The following is a 19,297-nucleotide window of genomic DNA, read 5'->3' on the forward strand; positions in this document are numbered from 1 at the left end:
GCGAGCTCGTCCCGCGCGGAGCCGTCGCCCGAGGCCCAGGCCGCCGCGCCCGGCGCACCGCACCTGGCGCTGCTGCGTCGCGGGCCGGTCGTCGGCACCGCCGCCGCGATCGTCGCCGTGCTGGCGCTGGCCCACTACGGCGCCGCCGTCTACGGCATCGGGCGGCCCGGCTTCGAGATCCCCGCCCCGATCCGGCTGGGCACCGAGCTGAACATCTCGACCTGGTTCAGCTCGGCGATGCACCTGACCAACGCGGCGCTGCTCGCGCTGATCGCGGCGAACTCGGTGCGCCGCGAGCGGTGGCGCTGGATCCTGCTCAGCCTGTCCTGCGCGGTCGTCGCGATGGACGAGACCGCGGCCAACCACGAGCAGGTCGGCTGGATCATCCACACCACGTTCGGCACGAGCGGCTTCCTGACCTACGCCTGGATCATCCCGGCGGTGGTGCTCGTCGCGGTCGTCGCGGCGCTGTGCCTGCCGATGGTGCTGCGTCGGCCTGGGGCCTGGCTCGTCGTCGCCGGGGCGGCGGTGTTCCTGCTCGGCGCGGTCGGGCTGGAGTCGGCCGGTGGGGCCCTGTTCGAGCAGACCGGTGACGTGCAGTCCTTCGCCTACAACGTCCTGGCCGGGACCGAGGAGACCTTCGAGATGGCCGGTCTGGTCATCGCGATGGCCGGGCTGCTGCGTATGGCGGGCGGCAGCGGCCTGCGGATCGCCGGCGCCGGGTTCGTCGACCGGTCCCGCTGACCCACCCGCACACGACGACGGGGCCCCGGTGATCCGGGGCCCCGTCGTCGTGAGTCCGTGCGGTGTTCAGCCCACCCGCGAGTGCTCCTTCTCCTCGGCCAGGCGCAGCACCAGATCGGCGCGCCCGGACTCGATGTCCAGTGCGGACCGCAGCCGCGGCAGCGCGTGGTCGGTGATCCGGGTGCGCAGCGCGGCGAGGTCGGCACCGTCGTCCGCGGTCACGTCCAGGTGGATCTCCGGACGGCGGCGGTCCCCGACGAGCGCGGCGGCGGCGCGCTGGACGCCGTCGTAGCTCTCGATGTCGGCGGCCAGTGCGTCCGCGGCGTGGTCGGAGTGGATCCGGGTCGTCCCGGCGTCCCGGCCCGCCACCTGCGCGGACGGCAGTGTCCACGCCGAGGTGCGCGGCCTGCGCCGGGCCTGGGCGAGCAGCCAGCGCAGCGCCAGCAGCCCGACCACGACGGCGACGGCGAGCGTCACCCACGGCGCCCACTCGGGCAGCGTGAGACCGGCGGGCAACAGCGGGACCGACGGGTCGATCCCGGGAAGCACCTGGCGCAGGACGCCCGTGCCGAACAGCAGCCCGAACACGCCCGCGGCGAGCAGGACGAGCCCGATCAGGAACAGCAGGGTCCGGTTGAGCCGGGCCGGTGGGGTCGCGCTGGCCATCACGCCTCCTGCTGCTTCGTGCCGGTCACGGACACCGTGACCTTCGGGCTGCGGGCCGGTCCGACGGCGTCGAGCCGTTGCGCGACCGCGCTGCGGACCCGGTCGCGCAGGTCCGCACGCTCGCCGAACGCGGCGTGCGCGGTGACGGCGGCGCGACGCCCGGTGCTCTTCACCGACGCCTTGGTGATGCCGTCGACGTCGGTGGCGGCGTCGGCCAGCGTCCGGTTCAGGCTGCGCCGGGTGACGCCGGAGTCGAGGTGCTCGGCACCGCCGGCCGGGGTCAGCGGGAACACGGTGGGGGTGCCGGGACGCAGTGCGACCACGACGAGCACCAGCCCGACCAGCGCGACCAGACCGGACACGACGAGCACGGGCACGTCGGCACCGGTGAACCCGGCGATGCTGGACCCGAGCAGGCCGAAGTCGACGATCGGCTGCTGTCCGAGGAGCAGCTGCACGACCGCGACGGCGACGACGACGCAGAGCGCGAGCAGGACCAACGCCACGATGCCCGCGGCGAGGGACTTGCGGGGGCGGCGGATCATTCGAGCTCCCTCGCGGCCGGCCGGGCGGCGCCCGGGAGGGTGAGTGCGGTGACGACGACGTCGACCCGCGCGACGGACAACCCGGTCAGCGCCTCGACCTGCCGCACGACGTGCGCGCGGGCGCGGTCGCAGACCGCAGCCACCGGGGACGGGTAGGCGACGGAGATCCGCGCGTCGATCCGGGTCGACTGCCCGGAGACGGTCGCCTCGACGCGGGGGTGGCCGCCGGAGTCGTCGCGGCCGAGCATCCGCCCGACCGTGCCGGTGGTGCCACCGACACCCTCGGTCTCCTCCAGGGCCCCGAGCGCGATCTTCTGTACGACCTGGTCGGCGACGTCGACCCGGCCGCGGTCCTCCGGGGCCGTGCCGCCGGAGCCGTCGGCACCCGCGGAGCCGGTGCCGGTGTCGATCGTGCGGGTCGGGGTGTCGTCCGGCGGGGGAGGGGCGAGGCGGGTGGCCCGGATCGTGTCCGGGTCCCCGGTCGCCGTCCCCGTCGGCTCGACGGTGCTCACCGGGTTCACCGGACCTTGTCGCGGCCGCGCCCGGACAGTCCCGACCGCTCGGAGAGCTCGGACAGGTCGAGGTCGCCGTCGAGCCAGCGGCCGACGGCGAGGCCGATCGCGCCGAGGATCAGGGCGAGGACGAACCCGCCGAAGCCGCCGACGATGCCGGCGATGGCCAGGAGGAGGCCGGCGATCAGGCCGATCTGGGTGTTCGTGGACAGGGACATCACAGTCACGTCCTTCGAGACGAGGAGGTACCGGACGTCCGGGGATGTGGGCGGGCGTCCGGGCGGGTCAGGGGGTGGCCGCGGGAGGGACCGGGAGCTCGCCGGTGGCGGGTGCCGAGTCGGACGGCCGGATCGGCGTCGATTCGGTGGGGCCGGCGTAGTCGCCGACCACCACGTCCACCCGCGCGCCCCCGACGACCGGGAGCAGTGCGGTGCGGACCTGGCGGTCGATCTCGGCCACGGAGGCCGGGTAGCGGCCGACCACGTGCACCTCGACGGCCGGGGCCGTGGGGTCCACGCGGATGCCGCTCACCCGGCGCCCGGGCAGGTAGGTGGCGATCTCACCGAACCGGCCGCCGTGCAGCTGTGCGACGCCGGGGCAACCCAGCACCGCGTCGGCGATCCGGTCGGTGTCGACCGCACCCGTGGCGACGATCCCGTCGCCGTCCGCGGCGACGCGGGCGCTCACGCCACCCGCGAGGTGGACTCGATCTTCTTCGGCTCCTCGTCCTTGCCGTCGTCCTCGGACGGCAGGTGGACGTCGTCGACCGAGATGTTGACCTCGACGACCTCGAGTCCGGTCATCCGCTCCAGGGCGGAGATGACGTTGCGGCGGACGGCCTTCGCCAGGTCGGCGATGGAGACGCCGTACTCGACGACGACGTTGATGTCGACGGCGGCCTGCTTCTCGCCGACCTCGACCGACACACCCTGCGAGGCGTTGGTGGTGCCACCCGGGATGCGCTCGCGCAGCGCGCCGAACGCGCGGGCCGCGCCGCCGCCGAGGGCGTAGATGCCGCTGACCTCGCGGGCCGCCAGACCGGCGATCTTCGAGACGACCGTCTCGGCGATGCGGGTGCTGCCGTGCTCGGACTGCAGCGCGGACGGGGTGCCGGTGACGGCCGGGGTCTTGGTCTCGGTGGTGCTCATGTGCGCCTCCAGGTCGTGGCCCGGTATCGGGCCTCACAGTGGTCCGGATCGGGGGGCCGGTTCGTTCCGGTGGTGCCCCGTCGATCCGCTCGACACACATAGGAGGTCCCGGGGCGGCACATCCTCACGGGCGACTTCACGTGGTCGTCGTCACACCGCGGTCGGGGCTGCGGGCCGCTGACCTGGGCTGGAACGCTGTGACCTGCGACGGGAGGTCCGGGCGGGGGGTCGGGCCGACCGGTTTGCGATCACCCGATCAGATGATCATCGGACGTGGCGCTCAGCCGGGCGGGAGGCCGATCGTCCAGCCGGTGACATCGCGCAGTGCCACCTGCCAGCAGGCCGGCTCGACGTAGTTCGGCCCGCCGGCGGCGGTCGGGACCACGAGCGCGTCGGTGAAGTAGATCCAGTGGATGTCCTTCACCGGGATGTCCCGGCCGGGGTGCTCGTCGCCGCGGCCGTCGGCCATGTCGTCGAACATGTCGGCCATCGACGCCGCGGACTCGTTGCCCGGGTCGCCCGCGGTGAGCCGGCGCAGCTGGTCCCCGAGCCCGCGCAGCCAGGCCGAGGGGTGCACGGCGTTGCCGAACACGAGCCCGGCCGGTGTGGCGACGGTGAGTGGCACGCTGTTGCGCTCGTCGCGGTAGGCGATCGACAGCACCGCCTGCAGATAGCTCGGTGCGCTCAGCTCGGGGATCGTGACCACGCGCTGCGCATCGGCCATTCCGGCGGGTCCGTCGGCGTCGACCGTCATGACTCCGGACGGTAACCAGGAACCGCCCGGTCACGATAGGTCCACGTCGACCTGACGAGAACGACTGGACGGTCCAGCGGGCGCACCGCCACCCGGCCCAGCCGACCCCTCAGGAACGGCGTGCGCGCGCTGCGACGCCCGGCTCCGGGCGGCGCGGGGACGGCACCGCCACCTCGGGGTGGACCACGACGTCGAACCGGGCCCCGGCGCGGTCGGGGCCGACGCCGTCGACGGTCTCGTGCGCCCGGCCCGTCAGTCCGCGGGCGGCCGCCGCGGCGGCGAGCGCCTCGTGTACCCGGTCGGCCGTCCCGGCCTGTCCGAACGCCCCGCGGTAGTGGTAGGCGAGCAGCATCCCGCCCGGCCGGAGGCGGTCCAGCAGGGCGGCCAGGCCGACCTGCAGCGTGACCGTCTCCCAGTAGTAGAGGACGTCGGAGCAGACGATCAGGTCGAAGTCGCCCTCGGGCATCTCGTGCGGGAGCGTGCGGCGGACGAAGGTCCCCGACGGCACCCGGGCGGCGGCCCGCTGGACCGCGGCCGAGCAGATGTCGACCCCGAGCAGCGCCGCGGTGTGCCCGGCGAGGCGGACCGACAGGTCACCCTCGCCGCAGCCGACCTCCAGCACCCGGTCGAAGCGGCGGCCGGCGAGCGCATCCATGACGGTGCCGTACTTCTGCTGCTCGTAGGCCGACAGCCCGATCGAGTACGGGTCCGGGCTGCGGTAGAGCCGGTCGTGCGTGCGCCGGCCCCAGCCCGGCTGCCACAGCCAGGTCTGGCCGGTCCAGCGCGGGTCGCGCTCGTCGCGGCCGAGCCGGGCCAGGCCGCGCACCGGGACCGCGGCGGCACGCGCGCCGCCGCTCAGGGAGAGCCGCGCGATCCGCCGGGCGTGGTCGATCGGCGTGCGACGGGCGGGTCGGCTCGCGGCCATCGGGCGCTCCCGGGGACGGACGGGTGATACGTCCGGTGTGTCGCCGGACGACCATCTCCGCGTTACGCCGGATGCCCGAGCACTCCCCGATGCGGTGACTCCGCGCTCACTGCCCCTGACGGGCCGCGGTCTCCTCGGAGGCCTTCACGACCTGCACCTGGTCGCCGATCTGCAGGTAGTCGAAGTACGCCTTGGCCTCGTCCGGCGGGACGTGGATGCAGCCGGCCGAGGAGCGGTTCGGGTCGCCGCTGTGGAAGGCGATGCCGCCGTCGTTGAAGAACACCGACCAGGGCATCGGGGCCGGGTCGCCGTTCGGCAGCCGCGACTCCTCGCTCTTGTGGGTCGCGTCCTTGCGGTAGACGCGCAGGGAGTGGCCGACCGGGGTCTCCTGGCCGTTGCCGCCGGAGGAGATGCCGATCGGGCCACGGACGACCTTGCCGTCCTGGATGAGCCAGGACTTCTGCGAGTCCAGGTCGACGCAGGCCTTGGCGGTGATCGAGCACGGGGTGCCCGGGACGAGCGGCTGTGCGCGGGCCTGCTCGGCGGCGGGGGATCCGGCCAGTGCCGTCCCGGCGACGGCGACACCCGCGATGGTGGCCAGTCCGAGGCCCAGTGCGACGAGGCGGCGGGGCCGCTGCCGGACGGTGTCCATGGGGTGCTCCTGTTCGTCCGCGTCGCTCGGGGCGGCGACGCCACGTGATCGTTCCGTCACCGTGGGAGACGCGCGGGGAGCGCCCGGGTTGCGTGACGAAAAGCTCTGCCGTGCGCGGCCAGTCTGCACCCCGGCGCCGACCGGCCGGGACGCGGTGCGCTCCCGTCCCGATCACCCGGAAGGACCGTCTCGGTTCCGATGTCCGGTCCGCCCGGCTCCGTCCGTCCGGCGCAGCCGGGGCACCTGCTCACGGCACAGGTGGACGCGACGATGCCGGCGCCCCGTGGGGTCGCCGGCATCGTCGGGAGGGAGGGGGTCAGTGCGGGGTGACCTCGCCCATCTCGACCCAGGCGTCCTTGCCGTCCTCGCTCTGGAAGTTGATGAGCGGCTTCTCCGGCACGACCGAGCCCATGAAGTCGAAGAACTTCTGCGCGTGGTCGGTCTTGACGTGCGCGTCGCCGGCCGCGCTGTCCTTGAAGACCTCCACGATCACGAACTCGTTCTGCTTCTCGTAGTTCTCGTGGTAGTCGAAGGAGATGTTGCCCGGCTCGGAGTTCACGTCCTTCTTGTACTGCGAGATGCCGGACAGCCACTCCTCGCGCTTGTCCGGGCGGATCTGGGCCTTGAGCACGATGAGGATCACATGAGCCTCCGGTTCACTTCTGGTCGGCAACGTCGCCGGGATCGTTCCACGGATCGCCGCACCGCGGGCGTCTCGAAGTGCGACGCCGCGGGCTTGACGACCCCCTCAGCCGAAGGTCGCGGTGTCGATCACGAAGCGGTAGCGCACGTCGCCCCGCACGACCCGCTCCCAGGCCTCGTCGACCTGGTCGCAGGAGATCGTCTCGATGTCGGCGCCGAGGCCGTGCTCGGCGCAGAAGTCCAGCATCTCCTGGGTCTCGCGGATGCCACCGATCTTCGAGCCGGACAGGCTCTTGCGGCCTGCGACCAGTGAGAACCCGTGGTAGGACAGCTTCTCCTCGGGCACGCCGACATTGACCATCGAGCCGTCGAGCTTCAGCAGCCCGAGGTAGTCGTCGACCGGGATCACCGCGGCCACGGTGTTGACGATCAGGTCGAAGGATCCGGCCAGCTCGGTGAAGGTGGACTCGTCCTCGGTCGCGTAGTAGTGCGCTGCTCCGAGTCGCTTGCCGTCCTGCTCCTTGGACAGCGTGCGGGAGAGCACCGTGACCTCGGCGCCCATCGCCGCGGCGATCTTCACGCCCATGTGGCCGAGACCGCCCATGCCGACGATCGCCACCTTCTTCCCGGGGCCCGCGCCCCAGTGGTGGAGCGGGGAGTAGAGCGTGATGCCGGCACAGAGCAGCGGCGCGGCGACGTCGAGCTCGACGCCTTCCGGGATGCGCAGCACGTAGTTCTCGTCGACGACGATCTGCGTGGAGTAGCCGCCGTAGGTGGGCTCGCCGTCGTACTCCTTCGCGTTGTAGGTCTGCACCTCGCCCTCGAGGCAGTACTGCTCCTCGCCGGCCCTGCAGTTCTCGCACTCGCGGCAGGAGTCGACGAAGCAGCCGACGCCGACGGTGTCGCCCACGGCGTAGCGGGTCACGTCGTCGCCGACCGCGGAGACGACGCCGGCGATCTCGTGGCCGGGGACCATCGGGTAGATGCCCTCGCCCCACTCGTCGCGGGCCTGGTGGATGTCGGAGTGGCAGATTCCGGCGTACCGGATGTCGATGACGACGTCGTGCGGCTTCGGGTCGCGACGGGTCACGGTCCCGCGCTCGAACGGCTTGTTCGGGCCGGCGGTGGTCATGGCGGGCACGGTCGTGGGCACGTTTCCTCCTGGTCGGCGTCGCGTGTGGACGTCGTGTCTGGGGTGGCCGGGCTCCGGTGCCGCGGCGGGGACGGGCGGCCGTCGTGCAGCCGCATCGCCATGTGGCTACCCGTTGATGGTTGTGCACAATGCGTCGGCGGGCTGTGGTTCACGTCTCCCACCCGCGGAGGAGCGCAGGATCCGTCGGAGGAGGGATCCGCGACCGCGCCACCGTCCCTACCGTCGTGTCATGACCGGGACGAGGGGGGACGCCGCGGTGCGGCGGGAGGACGGTGTGGACGGTGCCGCCGCGACGACGGCGGTGCCGACGACGCCGCGGCCGTGGTGGAGCCGGGTGGGCTGGGTGCTGCACGCGCTGCTGCGGTTCGTCCTGATCATGGTCATGCAGGCCTACGTGTGGTCGAAGCTCAACCTGACCCAGATGGGCCGGGCCGACTACTCCGACGCGCTGGCCATGACCGGCGAGAAGAGCCCGATGGGCCTGCTGTGGGGGCTCATGGCCTACTCCCCGGTGATCCAGTTCCTCGCCGGGTTCGCCGAGCTCGTCGTCGTGCTGCTGCTGGTGTTCCGGCGCACGGCGTGGATCGGTGGCCTGCTCGGCACCGTCGCGCTCGGCACCGTCTTCCTGCTGAACATGACCTACGACGTGCCGGTCAAGCAGATCGCCCTGGCCCTGACGGTCGGGTTCGCGCTCGTCGCGGCCCCGGAGCTGCCGCGGGTGGTGCGGTTCCTGGCCGGGCGCCCGACGGCCGCGACCGAGGGGGCCCCGCGGCTGCTGCCGTGGCCGAGGGTCCGCCGGGTCACCCGGTGGCTCGTCCCGGTGCTCGGGCTGGTCCTGGTCGCCGCGCAGGGCGTGCTGTTCCAGCAGTTCCAGCCCGCCCTCCAGCGGGGTGACCTCGCGCTCGCCGGGGTCTACCGGGTGGTGGAGGACCCCACGGCTCCGGCCGCGCGGCTCGCCGACGACCGGCGCTGGCAGCACGTGGCCGTCGGGCAGTGGACCTACGTCGGGCCGTCGGTCCCGCTCCCCGGCTACCCGCAGTCCGGGTCCGCCGGGATCGCGATCCGGCTCGCCGACAGCACGTTCGTCCGCGGGACGTGGCGGCCCGTGGGGGACCGGACGATCCGGGTCGAGTGGAACTCGCCGCAGTCCGGGGCCGCCCCGATGTTCGAGCCCGCCGTCCGGACGGTCGAACTCACCTGGGCGGTCCGGCCCGACGGCCGGGTGGAGCTGGCCGGGGACGGGCAGCGGCTCGTGCTGGAGAGCGATCCGGAGCTGCGCTTCCTCTACGACCGCGGCTTCTCCTGGGCGGAGGGCAACGGGGCGGCCGTCAACCGCTGAGGCTCTACGCTGGCCCGATGCTTCCGCGGCTGGGTCTCGCCGAATGGGTGGTGCTGGCCGTGGCCGGTGAGCGTCCGGTGCACGGTTTCGCCGTCGCCGCGCTCACCGCGGCCGACGGCGAGCTGGGCCGGGTCTGGCAGATCCCGCGCCCGGTCGTCTACCGGGCCATCGGCAGGCTGGTCGACGCCGGCCTGATCACCGCCGAGGCCGTCGAGACGAAGGGCGGCCCGCCCCGCACCCTCTACGCCGCCACCCCGACCGGTCGCGGCCACGTCGAGGTCTGGCTGAACACCCCGGTCCCGCACGTGCGGGACCTGCGGTCGGAGTTCCTGCTGAAGCTGGCGGTGCTGCACCGGCACGGCCGGGATGCGACCGCGCTGGTCGACGCCCAGCGTCGCGAGCTGGCCCCGATCGTCGCGGCGCTGCGGGCCGAGCAGGACCGGGCCGGACGGGCGGGGGACGGCGCCGACGAGTTCGACCGGATGCTGGCCGCCTGGCGGCGCACCTCGGCGGAGGCGGCGCTGGCCTTCCTCGACGAGCTCTGACTTGTGCCCCAGGCACGGATAGCGGATAGTATCGGTATCCGATCAGGAGGGTGGTCATGATGGACGTACGCATCGGTGACGCCGAGCGGGAGCGCGCACTGGAGCGGCTCGGCAGGCACGTGGGGGACGGGCGGCTCGACCTCGCCGAGTTCTCCACCCGCAGCGAGCAGGTGACCGCGGCGCGTACGGCGTCGGAGCTCGCCGCGGTCGAGGCGGACCTGCCCCGGCTGCCGCGACCCGCCGACCCGGAGCGTGAGCGCCGGGTCCGCCGGACCGTCCTGGCTGCGACCTGGGGGCCGTGGGCGCTGACCGCGGTGGTCGTCCTGACGGTCTGGGCCGCCGTCGCGCTCGGCGGGGGCGGGGGCTACTTCTGGCCGATCTGGGTGATCGGGCCGTGGGGTGCGGTGCTCGCGCTCGGCACGCTCACCGGTCGCTCGGTCGCCGGTCCGTGCGGGCGGGCGAGAACCGGCGCGGAACGGGTACACCGGGTACATGCCCCGTCGTGACCTGACCTGGATCCCCCGCCTGCTGGGCGCCGCCACCGCCGCCTACGGCGCGGCCGTCGCCGCGAAGCCGGACGTGCTGCTGTCGCCGACGAAGCTGTCCGGCGGCGGCCGGACCCCGTCCGCGGGGACCACGCTGCTCGCGCGGGCGGTCGGCGGGCGGGACCTCGCGTCCGGCCTGGCCATGGCGCTGGCTCCGGCCGGCACCCCGCTCAAGGCCGCCGTCGCGGTGCGGGTCGGCGCCGACATCGTCGACCTCGTGGTGCTGGGCTCCCAGCTCCCCGACCGTGACGCCCGGGAGAAGGCGACCATGGTCGCCGCCGGCTGGGGCGCGCTGTGCGCGCTCTCGCTGCTCGCCGCCGACCCGCCGCGCCGGGGGTTGCTCGGGCGCGCATGACAGCCCGCGGGCCGTCCACCATGATCGGGCGATGGCCACGAGCACCGGGGGCGACCCCCACCTGGAACGCGCCTACTCGCTGAGCGGCCCGGCCGACGCCCGGGCCCTCTACGACGAGTGGGCCCCCACCTACGACGCCGACCTCACCGGCGAGGCCCAGGGCTACGTCGCGCCCGCGGTCACCGCAGACGCCGTCGTCGCGGCCGCGGGCCCCGGCGGGGAGATCCTCGACGCCGGTTGCGGCACGGGGCTGGTCGGCGTCGCGCTCCGCGAGCGCGGCGCGACCACCGTCGACGGGATCGACCTGTCGACCGGGATGCTGGAGCGGGCCCGCGCCACCGGCGCCTACCGGGACCTGCGCGAGGCCGACCTCACCGCCGCGCTGGTGCTGCCCGACGACTCCTACGACGTCGTCGTCTGCGTCGGGACGCTCACCCACGCCCACGTCGGACCCTCGGCGCTGGCGGAGTTCACCCGGGTCGTGCGGCCGGGCGGGTACCTGGTCGCGACCGTCCTCGACGACGTCTGGGAGTCCGGGGGCTACCGTGCCGAGGTCGACCGGCTCGCCGCCGCCGACGTGTTTGAGGCCGTCTCGATCGAGGTCGCGCCCTACCGGTCCGGGCAGCAGGTCGACTGCCGCCTCCTGGTGCTGCGGGTGCGGTAGGTGAGGATGGGCCCATGAGCGACGACCGCGGCCCGGTGACCGGGCGCCGGATCCTGACCGTGCTGCTGGTGCTCGCCGCCGCCGTGCACGTCCGGCTCGCGTTCGGCGCCGTGGGACCGGTCCTGGCCGGGCTGGACGGGCTCGTCGCCGCGGCCGCCGTCGTGTCGCTGCTCCTGCTGCTGCGCCGGGCCGACGGCCCGGCGCTGCTCGCCTGTGCCGTCGCCGGCGGGCTCGGTGTCGCGCTGTTCCTCGTGCCCGGGCTCCTCGCCGTCGCGCAGGGGGTGAACTGGACCGCCTGGCTCGACGCGTGGGCGTTCGGCGGTCTGCTGCTCGACGCGATGGTCGTGCGGATCGCGGTGTTCACCCTGCGCCGGGCCGAGGGCGCGCCGCGCCGCTGATGCCGGTGGAACATCTCCGGATCGAAAGCATCGGCCTGGTTCCTGTCTGTTCCGTGATCGTGAAAATGCGCTCCTGAGCTGGGACGACGTACCCGACCGTTATCTCCGTGTGATACGTCACCGGTCGCCCGCTTGACCTGATCTCGGCCGGTCGGCGACCTTCGTGGTCGCTCCGGTCCACACGGCCGGGGCACGCACCGAAGCGCCGGAACCGCCACGCCACCACGGCCCCGTCCCGCGGTCCCCGGCCAGTCGACCTGCACGGACCGAGACGGGGCCGCGGGCCGCGAGTCCCCTCGCGACGACACCGGCACAGCGCTCCCCGCGCGACCGGCCCGCCCGGAAAGCCGTGGGTCCGGACCTCAGGTGATCACACAATGAGCAGCACGCGCATGTCCATCCGTGGGCGTTTCGTCGGATCTCTCGTCGCCGGTGTCCTGGCGTTCGGCGCTCCGCTCGCCCTCGCCGGGCCCGCGACGGCCGCCCCCGAGACCTCCGCCGCGGTCGCCCCCGCCGCCGTCGCGGTCCCCACGCAGTCCGTCGCGACCTCGACGTGGGACAAGCTCGCCCAGTGCGAGTCCAGCGGGGACTGGAACACCAACACCGGCAACGGCTTCTCCGGCGGCCTGCAGTTCACGCCGTCCACCTGGAAGGCCTTCGGCGGGTCGGGCAAGGCGCACAACGCCAGCAAGTCCGAGCAGATCCGCGTCGCCGAGAACGTCCTGGACGCCCAGGGCTGGAAGGCGTGGCCGGCCTGCTCCAAGAAGCTGGGCCTGCGGTAGTACGCGGCACGTACGGCGGCCGGTGACCCGGGCGGGTCACCGGCCGCCGTCGTGTGTCAGTAGCTGCGGGGCAGCCCGAGCACGTGCTCGGCGACGTGGGTGAGCACCATCTCCTGCGGCAGCGGTGCCAGGCGCATCAGGCGGGCCTCGGTGAAGTAGCGGCTCACGTCGTACTCGGTGGCGTAGCCGAACCCGCCGAGGGTCTGCACCGCCCGGTCCGCGGCGAAGAACGCGGCCTCGGCGGCCAGGAACTTCGCGGTGTTGGCCTGCTCGCCGCACGCCTCGCCCGCGTCGTAGCGGGCGGCGGCGTCGGCGATCACCAGCGCCGCCGCGTGCAGCCGCATGTGCGCCTCGGCCAGCGGGAACGCGATGCCCTGGTTCTGCCCGATCGGCCGCCCGAACACGGTGCGCTCCTTCGCGTAGGCGACGGCGGCGGCCAGCGCGGCCCGCCCGGTGCCCAGCGCCTCGGCGGCGATCAGGATCCGTTCCGGGTTGAGCCCGTCGAGGATCAGCCGGAAGCCGCGGCCCTCCTCGCCGACCAGGTCGGCGGCGTCGACGGGCAGGTCGTCGTAGACGACCTCGCAGGACACGACCGCGTTGCGGCCCAGTTTGTCGATCGGGGTGATCGTGACCTCGGGGCGCTGCAGGTCGGCGAGCAGCAGCGACAGCCCGTCGGTCCGCCGCGCGACCTGCTCGCGTGGGGTGGTGCGCACCAGCAGCAGGACCTTGTCGCAGAACGGCGCCTTCGACGTCCACACCTTGCGCCCGCGGACCAGGTACCGGTCGCCGTCGCGGCGGGCGGTCGTGGTGATCGCGGTGGTGTCGAGGCCCGCGTCCGGCTCGGTGACGCCGAACGCGACCTGCAGCGACCCGTCGGCGACCCGGGGCAGGTAGCGCCGCCGCATCTCCTCCGAGCCGTGCCGGACGACCGGGTTCATCCCGAACACCGACAGGTGGATCGCCGACGCCCCGTTCATCGCCGCCCCGGACGCGGCGACCTCCTCCATCACCGCGGCGGCCTCGGAGATCCCGGCGCCCCCGCCGCCGTAGGCCTCGGGGACGGCGACGCCGATCCAGCCGCCGGCGGCCATCGCGTCGTGGAACTCCTGCGGGAACCGGTGCTCACGGTCGCAGGTGCGCCAGTACTCCGCCCCGAAGCCGGAGCAGACCGCGCGGACACCCTCCCGGATCTCCGGATGCGTGCTCACGCCGCGCGCAGCCGGGTGGCGACGTCGAGCACCAGGGTGGGGTCGGCGTCGTAGGGGGTGTTGAGCGAGACCCGGTCGACGAGGCCGCGGTAGCGGTCCGCGATCCCGGACGCCACCCCGGCCGGGTCGCCCGCGACGGCGAACAGGGCCAGCAGGTCGTCGTCGACCAGGCCGGTCATCTCGTCCCAGGCCTGCCGTCGCGACAGTCCGTTGAGCTCGTCGGCGAGCGCGCCGCGGCCGTGGTGCTCCAGCACCGGCCTGTACGGCGGGGTGGAGGCGTAGAAGGCGATCTGGCGTCGCACCCCGGCCTCGGCGACGGCCCGGGCCTCGGCGTCGGCGCCCAGGACCGCGAAGACCGGCAGGCACACGTCGAAGCCGGTGAGGTCGTCGCGGCCGCGTCCGCGGCGCAGCGCGGGCAGCGTCACCTCCGCCAGGTACGACGGCGAGGTCAGCGAGTGCGCCAGCAGGCCGTCGGTGACCCGGCCCGCGACCTCGGTCATCCGCTCGCCGACCGCGGCCAGCATCACCGGCGGGATCCCGTGCGGGTTCGGACCCGGTGAGAAGAACTCGGTCATCAGGGTGTGGGAGTAGAACTCGCCGCGGTGGTGCAGCCGGTCCCCGGTGGCCCAGGCGTCGAAGATCGCCCGCAGGGCGGAGACGAAGTCCTCCATCCGGGCCGCGGGGCGGCTCCACGGCATCCCGAACCGGCGCTCGATGTGCGGGCGGACCTGCGAGCCGAGCCCCAGGTCGAACCGGCCGCCGGAGAGCAGCTGCACGTCGTTGGCCTGGTAGGCCAATGTCATCGGGTTGCGGGCGAAGGCGACCGCGATCGCCGACTGCAGCCGGATCCGGCTGGTCGCCCGGGCGGCCAGCGCCAGCGACACGAACGCGTCGTGCGAGGTCTCGGGGACCGACAGGGCGTCGTAGCCCTCGGCCTCCGCGGCGACGGCCGCCGCCTCGGTCTCGAGCGGCGAGGCGGAGAAGCCGCCGGTGGTGTCGACGCGCACCTCAGGCGCCCCGCTGCTCGGGGACGACACGGTCGAGCCAGGACAGAAGGTCCGCGACGATCTCCTCGCGGTTGGTCTCGTTGAACACCTCGTGCCGGGCACCCGGCCAGATCGTCAGCGTGACGTCGTGCAGCCCGGCCTCGGCGTAGCGCTCGGTCAGCGGCCGCACCAGGGCCAGCCCGGCGTTGACCGGGTCCTCGTCCCCGACGACGACGTACACCGGCAGCCCGCCCGCAATCCGCTTCAGCGTGGCGACCTCGCCGAGCGGCCGGGCGGCGGCGAACATCGCCTGCGTGCCGGGCAGGTCGAGACCGAAGCCGCAGCGGGCGTCGGCGACGTAGGCGTCGACCTGCGCGGGGTCGCGGCTGAGCCACTCGAAACCGGTGCGCTGCTCGAACGGCGCGTTGAACGACGACAGGTCCAGCGGCGCGGACAGGTCCAGGCCCTGCTCCATCAGGTCGAGCAACGCGGTGCCGGACAGCACGACCGCGTCCGGCGGCGTCCCGTCGGCGACGAGGGACTGCTGCACGGCGAACGAGCCCATGCTGTGACCGAGCAGCACCAGCGGGGCGCCCGGGTGCTCGGCGCGGGCGTGCGCGGACAGCAGCCCGATGTCGCTGACCAGCTGCTCCCAGCCGTCGTCGCCGAGGACGCCGAAGTTCTCGGGCCCGCCCGCGGTGGCTCCGTGACCGCGGTGGTCCTGGGCGTAGACGGCGAAGCCGCGGGCGGTCAGCGCCTCGGCGAGGGCGATGTAGCGCAGGGCGTGCTCGCCCATGCCGTGGGTGATCTGGACGATCCCGCGCACCGGGTCGTCCGCGGCGGCGGGGAGCCAGCGGTAGGCGGTGACGGCGGCGCCGTCGCGGCCGGAGAAGGTGAACGTGTCGGACATGCGTGGGCACCGCCAGTGGTGGGGGGTCGATCTCGGTCGGATCGTGCGCCACCGGGCCGAGGGGGTCAATGCCCGGGTTCGATCTCCGGTTCGATCTCGGTCAGGTCGGCGACCATCGCGGCGAGTACCCGCAGCGTCGCGTCGACGTCGGCGGGGTCGAGGTGTCCGGCGACCGCGCGCAGCCGCGCGTGCTCCCGCCCGACGACCTCGTCGATCACCGCGCGCCCGGCCGGGGTCGGCACGATCAGGGGGGACCGCCGGTGCCGCGGGTTGTCCGCCCGCTCGACGAGCCCGGCGGCCAGCGCGTCGTCGACCATCCGCTGCACGAACTGCCGGCTGAGCGACTGCGACCGCCCGATCCCGGGCACGGTCATCGGGCCGTGCCGCCGGAGCTGGTCGAGCACCGCGCGCACGCCTGCCGAGACCCGGTTGTCCGGCGCGGACTCCTCGACCTCGCGCAGCACCCGCCGGTAGAGGGGGCCCACGAGTACGTAGACCTCGGCCAGCTTCTCGGCGGTGTCGTCGATGTCGGGCACCCTCCGAGTATGACACCTGGGTTGTCATGGTGCCCGAATGATGACACCTTGGTTGTCATGACGCTCGCCCTCGCCCAGGTCACCGTCCCGACGTTCCTGCCCGTGGAGGACGGCCGGATCGCCTACCGCGACACCGGCCCGCACCCGGACGGGCGCCCGCCGCTGGTGTTGCTGCACGGGGGCGCCGTCGACGGACGGATGTGGTCGCGTCAGATCGGGCCGCTGTCCGCCCGGCACCGGGTCGTGGTGCCGGACGCCCGCGGGCACGGCGCGTCGTCGACGCCCGGCCCGCAGGGCTACCGGCCGCACGCCGACCTCGCCGCGCTGCTGGAGCACCTCGACGCCGGGCCGGTCGCGCTCGTCGGACTGTCGATGGGGGCGCGGGTCGCGTTCGACACCGCGCTGGAACGCCCGGACCTCGTCGACCGGGTCGTGCTGTGCGGCGCCGGGGCGGGCGAGCCGGTGTGGACCGACCCGTGGACGGTCGACACCATGGCGCGCTGGGAGCAGGCGCGCCTGGACCTCGACGCCGAGCGCTGGGTCCGGGTGTTCCTGGAGTTCGTGCCCGGCCCGTTCCGCACGGAGGCCGACGTGGACCCGGCCGTCCTCGCCGAGATCCGGCTGATGGCGGTCGACCTGCTGTCCCACCACCTGCCCGCGGACCCGGCCGCGCCCCCGGGCCCGATCGGCTTCCTCGACGACGCCGTCGAGCGCGCCGGCGCGTTCCCGGTGCCGCTGCTCGGTCTCGTCGGCGCCCTCGATTCCGACGACCACCGGCGGATCGTCGCCGACACGGTCGCCGCCGTCCCGGACGGCAGCCCCGGCGAGATCGGTGGGACCGCGCACTACCCGAACATGGAGCGTCCGCCGGAGTTCGAGCGGGCGGTGCTGGACTTCGTCAGCCGGTAGGGGTGCGGGCCCACACCGCGTACAGCGGGTCCCCGGGTGCGCCGCAGTCACGGGCCGCCGGGGTGTCGAACGCGCCGCTGCGCCGGAAGTACTCGCCGACGATCGCGACCCGCGTCCTGTCGTCTGAGGCGAGCCAGCCGCGGACCGCCTTGGTCGGGAAGCAGCGGTTCGAGAACGTGGCGGCGAACACCCCGCCCGGCACCAGCACCCGTCCCACCTCGGCGAACACCGCGACCGGGTCGGTCAGGTAGTCGACCGAGACGGTGCAGACGCAGGCGTCGAACGCGGCGTCGGCGAAGGGGAGTACCGGGTCGGCGTTGAGGTCGTGGCGGACGGCCTCGTGGGCCATCTCGTTGGCGGCGAGCTCGGCCCGGTTCATGCCCAGCACGGTCAGGTGCTCCGGGCGGTGCGGCAGGTGCGACACCCACGACGACATCAGGTCCAGCACCCGGCCGGTGGTGCCGATCTCGTCGTAGAACGCCGACGCGGCGGCGATCGCGCCCTCGTCGATGTGTTGGACGAAGCGCGGGGGCAGGTAGAACTCGCGGTCGTCGACTTGGTCGGCGCGGTCGAAGAAGCCGTCGGGGAAATCGCTCATCGTCGTGGAAGTCTGCCGTCATGACGACGTTCGTGCTGGTCCACGGCGCCTGGGGCGGCGCCCACTCCTTCCACCTGGTGCGTCCGCTGCTGCGCGCGGCCGGCCACGACGTGGTGACGCCCGCGCTCACCGGCATCGGGGAGCGCTCGCACCTGGCCGGGCCGTGGATCGACCTGTCCGTCCATGTGCGCGACGTGGTCGACGCCGTGCTCTACGAGGACCTGCGCGACATCGTCCTGCTCGGGTTCTCCTACGGCGGCATGGTCGTCACCGGGGCGCTCGACGAGATCGGCGACCGGGTCCGCGAGCTGGTCTACCTCGACGCGTTCGTCCCCGCCGCCGGCGAGTCCGCGCTGGACCTGGCGCCCGCCCTCGCCGGCGCGGTGCCGGCGCCGGGCGCACCGGGACTGGGGTCGTCGTGGCTGGTCCCGGGCCCGGAGCGGCACTACGACGACCCGGCCGAGGCCGCGTGGTCGGCGCCGCGGCGCTCCCCGCAGCCGGTCCGCACGTTCACCGAGCCGGTGCGGCTGTCCCGGCCGCTGGAGCAGTGGCCGTGCGGCCGGACGTTCGTGCGGGCCACCCGGGAGGACGTCGCGGGCGGGGCGCTCACCGCGGCCGCCCACCGTGCCCGGACCTCCGATGCCTGGCGCTACGCCGAGATCGACACCCACCACCTGGTGCCGCAGAACCGGCCCCGCGAGCTGGTCGCGCTGCTGCTGGACCTGGCCGGGTGATCAGCTGCCGAGCGCGCCGCGCAGCCAGGCGACCGAGCGCCCGGTGAAGTCGTCGGCGATCGCGACGCCCTTGCCCCAGCCGTCGAAGCCGTGCGGGGCGCCGGGGACGACGTCGAGCTCGACCGGCACCCCGGCCTCGCGCAGCCGCCGCGCGTAGGTGATGTCCTCGTCGTGGAACAGGTCGACGTCGCCGACGCCGATCCACGCGGGCGGCAACCCGGACAGGTCGGCGCGACGGGCGGGCACCGCGTACGGGGCGGGCTCGCCGGTCCCGGGCGGGCGCCCCAGGTAGGCGCGCCAGCTGACCTCGTTGTTGCGGTTGTTCCACACCCGGTGCGGGGGCCGGTCGAGCTCGCGACGGGCGGCGGTGCGGTCGTCGAGCATCGGGTAGACCAGCCACTGCGCGACCGGCTGCGGTCCGCCCTCGTCGTGCAGGCGCTGGACCAGCGCGGCGGCCAGGCAGCCCCCGGCGCTCGCCCCGCCGACGGCGATCCGCGCCGGGTCGACCTCCAGCCGGCCGGCGGCGTCCTGCAGCCAGGTCCAGCCGTCTTGGCAGTCGTCGAGCGCGGCCGGGAACGGGTCACCGGGCGCGAGCCGGTAGTCCACCGAGACGACGACGATCCCCAGGTCCGCGGCGAGCTCGCCGCACCGCACGTCGTCGATCATGGGGGAGCCCAGGACGAGGCCGCCGCCGTGGAACCACAGCAGCGCCGCGGGGGTCGTGCGGTGGTCGGGGACGTGCACGCGCAGCAGCGGCGGGCCCGGGTGGGTGGTGGACCGGACCCCGTCGACGGTGGCGGGCCTGCCGCGCCGGGACAGCCGCTGCAGCAGGCGCAGCAGCCGGGGGCGGTGCAGCGGGATCGGCGGGACCCACCGCAGGGGGCGACGCAGCTCGGCGGCGATCCGGTCGGTGCTCACGACCCGATCCTGCCGGTGCGGGCCGACCTCGCACACCTCGAGGACCTCGCGCCGTCTGTACGGACTGCGAGGTGCGGGGAACCGGTGCGAGGTCGTGCGGTCCGTGGCCGACGGGGCGCTGACGGTCGC

27 protein-coding genes are annotated in these 19,297 nt (G+C 74.1%); 10 read left to right on the forward strand and 17 right to left on the reverse strand.

Translation table 11 applies throughout. From position 1 onward, the window contains the following. The coding region (locus tag NH602_RS13840; RefSeq protein ID WP_253068034.1) for a hypothetical protein at positions 1-744 on the forward strand (744 nt) is incomplete at its 5' end. Between the two features lie 66 nt (positions 745-810). On the opposite strand, the gene NH602_RS13845 is transcribed toward NH602_RS13840, so the two are convergent. The 11 genes from NH602_RS13845 to NH602_RS13895 form a co-directional block, all read right to left on the reverse strand. Next, positions 811-1,410, reverse strand: coding sequence for an alkaline shock response membrane anchor protein AmaP (locus NH602_RS13845; protein ID WP_179761582.1), 600 nt, complete (start codon positions 1,408-1,410; stop codon positions 811-813). After that, the gene (locus NH602_RS13850; protein WP_073575990.1) at positions 1,410-1,955 is read right to left on the reverse strand and encodes a DUF6286 domain-containing protein; all 546 of its coding nucleotides are present in this window, start codon (positions 1,953-1,955) and stop codon (positions 1,410-1,412) included. Before NH602_RS13850 ends, NH602_RS13845 begins: the two co-directional genes overlap by 1 nt. Further along, the gene (locus NH602_RS13855) at positions 1,952-2,467 is read right to left on the reverse strand and encodes an Asp23/Gls24 family envelope stress response protein (RefSeq protein WP_179761583.1); all 516 of its coding nucleotides are present in this window, start codon (positions 2,465-2,467) and stop codon (positions 1,952-1,954) included. The genes NH602_RS13850 and NH602_RS13855 overlap by 4 nt, the downstream gene beginning before the upstream one ends. 5 nt (positions 2,468-2,472) lie before the next feature. Beyond that, positions 2,473-2,685, reverse strand: coding sequence for a hypothetical protein (locus tag NH602_RS13860; RefSeq protein WP_062398628.1), 213 nt, complete (start codon positions 2,683-2,685; stop codon positions 2,473-2,475). 67 nt (positions 2,686-2,752) lie between these two features. Further along, a complete protein-coding gene (locus tag NH602_RS13865) occupies positions 2,753-3,154 on the reverse strand; it encodes a hypothetical protein (RefSeq protein WP_073575989.1) in 402 nt (133 codons plus the stop codon). After that, entirely contained in the window at positions 3,151-3,615 is a 465-nt protein-coding gene (locus NH602_RS13870; RefSeq protein WP_073575988.1) for an Asp23/Gls24 family envelope stress response protein, read from the reverse strand. Before NH602_RS13870 ends, NH602_RS13865 begins: the two co-directional genes overlap by 4 nt. Positions 3,616-3,895: 280 nt before the next feature. Next, the gene (locus NH602_RS13875) at positions 3,896-4,369 is read right to left on the reverse strand and encodes a hypothetical protein (RefSeq protein WP_100878979.1); all 474 of its coding nucleotides are present in this window, start codon (positions 4,367-4,369) and stop codon (positions 3,896-3,898) included. Between the two features lie 109 nt (positions 4,370-4,478). After that, positions 4,479-5,294: a trans-aconitate 2-methyltransferase gene (locus NH602_RS13880; RefSeq protein WP_179761585.1), complete on the reverse strand. Its 816-nt coding sequence runs from the start codon at positions 5,292-5,294 to the stop codon at positions 4,479-4,481. Between the two features lie 106 nt (positions 5,295-5,400). Beyond that, complete coding sequence (locus NH602_RS13885) at positions 5,401-5,946, reverse strand: L,D-transpeptidase (protein ID WP_073575985.1); 546 nt, start codon at positions 5,944-5,946, stop codon at positions 5,401-5,403. Between the two features lie 316 nt (positions 5,947-6,262). Continuing rightward, entirely contained in the window at positions 6,263-6,589 is a 327-nt protein-coding gene (locus tag NH602_RS13890) for a putative quinol monooxygenase (RefSeq protein ID WP_062398617.1), read from the reverse strand. Between the two features lie 105 nt (positions 6,590-6,694). Further along, the gene (locus NH602_RS13895; RefSeq protein WP_253068042.1) at positions 6,695-7,720 is read right to left on the reverse strand and encodes an NAD(P)-dependent alcohol dehydrogenase; all 1,026 of its coding nucleotides are present in this window, start codon (positions 7,718-7,720) and stop codon (positions 6,695-6,697) included. A gap of 250 nt (positions 7,721-7,970) precedes the next feature. Between NH602_RS13895 and NH602_RS13900 the strand changes: the two genes are divergently transcribed. The 7 genes from NH602_RS13900 to NH602_RS31645 all read left to right on the forward strand — a co-directional run bounded on the left by NH602_RS13900 (position 7,971) and on the right by NH602_RS31645 (position 12,369). Next, positions 7,971-9,080 (forward strand): hypothetical protein, encoded by a 1,110-nt coding sequence (locus NH602_RS13900; protein ID WP_253068035.1) that lies wholly within the window; start codon positions 7,971-7,973, stop codon positions 9,078-9,080. Between the two features lie 17 nt (positions 9,081-9,097). Continuing rightward, positions 9,098-9,625, forward strand: a complete 528-nt coding sequence (locus NH602_RS13905; RefSeq protein WP_253068036.1) for a PadR family transcriptional regulator — start codon at positions 9,098-9,100, stop codon at positions 9,623-9,625. A gap of 56 nt (positions 9,626-9,681) precedes the next feature. Further along, entirely contained in the window at positions 9,682-10,131 is a 450-nt protein-coding gene (locus NH602_RS13910; protein WP_073575980.1) for a DUF1707 domain-containing protein, read from the forward strand. After that, complete coding sequence (locus NH602_RS13915; protein ID WP_253068037.1) at positions 10,118-10,525, forward strand: hypothetical protein; 408 nt, start codon at positions 10,118-10,120, stop codon at positions 10,523-10,525. Before NH602_RS13910 ends, NH602_RS13915 begins: the two co-directional genes overlap by 14 nt. 31 nt (positions 10,526-10,556) lie before the next feature. Then, positions 10,557-11,189, forward strand: coding sequence for a class I SAM-dependent methyltransferase (locus tag NH602_RS13920; protein WP_073575978.1), 633 nt, complete (start codon positions 10,557-10,559; stop codon positions 11,187-11,189). A gap of 14 nt (positions 11,190-11,203) precedes the next feature. Next, a complete protein-coding gene (locus tag NH602_RS13925) occupies positions 11,204-11,587 on the forward strand; it encodes a hypothetical protein (RefSeq protein WP_073575977.1) in 384 nt (127 codons plus the stop codon). Positions 11,588-11,964: 377 nt separating this feature from the next. Further along, the gene (locus NH602_RS31645) at positions 11,965-12,369 is read left to right on the forward strand and encodes a transglycosylase family protein (protein WP_308292840.1); all 405 of its coding nucleotides are present in this window, start codon (positions 11,965-11,967) and stop codon (positions 12,367-12,369) included. A 56-nt stretch (positions 12,370-12,425) separates the two neighbouring features. Here the strand turns inward: NH602_RS31645 and NH602_RS13935 are convergent, their stop codons facing one another. The 4 genes from NH602_RS13935 to NH602_RS13950 form a co-directional block, all read right to left on the reverse strand. Next, positions 12,426-13,577: an acyl-CoA dehydrogenase family protein gene (locus tag NH602_RS13935; RefSeq protein WP_179761588.1), complete on the reverse strand. Its 1,152-nt coding sequence runs from the start codon at positions 13,575-13,577 to the stop codon at positions 12,426-12,428. Further along, positions 13,574-14,584, reverse strand: a complete 1,011-nt coding sequence (locus tag NH602_RS13940) for a TIGR03617 family F420-dependent LLM class oxidoreductase (protein WP_253068038.1) — start codon at positions 14,582-14,584, stop codon at positions 13,574-13,576. The genes NH602_RS13935 and NH602_RS13940 overlap by 4 nt, the downstream gene beginning before the upstream one ends. A 1-nt stretch (position 14,585) precedes the next feature. Beyond that, positions 14,586-15,473, reverse strand: a complete 888-nt coding sequence (locus NH602_RS13945) for an alpha/beta fold hydrolase (protein WP_179761590.1) — start codon at positions 15,471-15,473, stop codon at positions 14,586-14,588. A gap of 65 nt (positions 15,474-15,538) precedes the next feature. After that, positions 15,539-16,009, reverse strand: coding sequence for a MarR family winged helix-turn-helix transcriptional regulator (locus NH602_RS13950; protein WP_073575973.1), 471 nt, complete (start codon positions 16,007-16,009; stop codon positions 15,539-15,541). 57 nt (positions 16,010-16,066) lie between these two features. Here NH602_RS13950 and NH602_RS13955 point away from each other — a divergent pair, with 57 nt between their 5' ends. Then, positions 16,067-16,918, forward strand: coding sequence for an alpha/beta fold hydrolase (locus NH602_RS13955; RefSeq protein ID WP_253068039.1), 852 nt, complete (start codon positions 16,067-16,069; stop codon positions 16,916-16,918). On the opposite strand, the gene NH602_RS13960 is transcribed toward NH602_RS13955, so the two are convergent. Continuing rightward, positions 16,908-17,516 carry a class I SAM-dependent methyltransferase gene (locus NH602_RS13960; RefSeq protein ID WP_100878966.1) on the reverse strand — a complete coding sequence of 203 codons (609 nt, stop codon included), beginning with the start codon at positions 17,514-17,516 and terminating at the stop codon, positions 16,908-16,910. The genes NH602_RS13955 and NH602_RS13960 overlap by 11 nt on opposite strands. Positions 17,517-17,536: 20 nt before the next feature. Here NH602_RS13960 and NH602_RS13965 point away from each other — a divergent pair, with 20 nt between their 5' ends. Then, positions 17,537-18,250: an alpha/beta fold hydrolase gene (locus tag NH602_RS13965; RefSeq protein ID WP_253068040.1), complete on the forward strand. Its 714-nt coding sequence runs from the start codon at positions 17,537-17,539 to the stop codon at positions 18,248-18,250. On the opposite strand, the gene NH602_RS13970 is transcribed toward NH602_RS13965, so the two are convergent. Continuing rightward, complete coding sequence (locus NH602_RS13970) at positions 18,251-19,168, reverse strand: alpha/beta hydrolase (RefSeq protein WP_253068041.1); 918 nt, start codon at positions 19,166-19,168, stop codon at positions 18,251-18,253. Between the last annotated feature and the right edge of the window lie 129 nt (positions 19,169-19,297).

The sequence above is a fragment of the Pseudonocardia sp. McavD-2-B genome, from assembly GCF_024124365.1.
Classification (GTDB): Bacteria; Actinomycetota; Actinomycetes; order Mycobacteriales; family Pseudonocardiaceae; genus Pseudonocardia; species Pseudonocardia alni.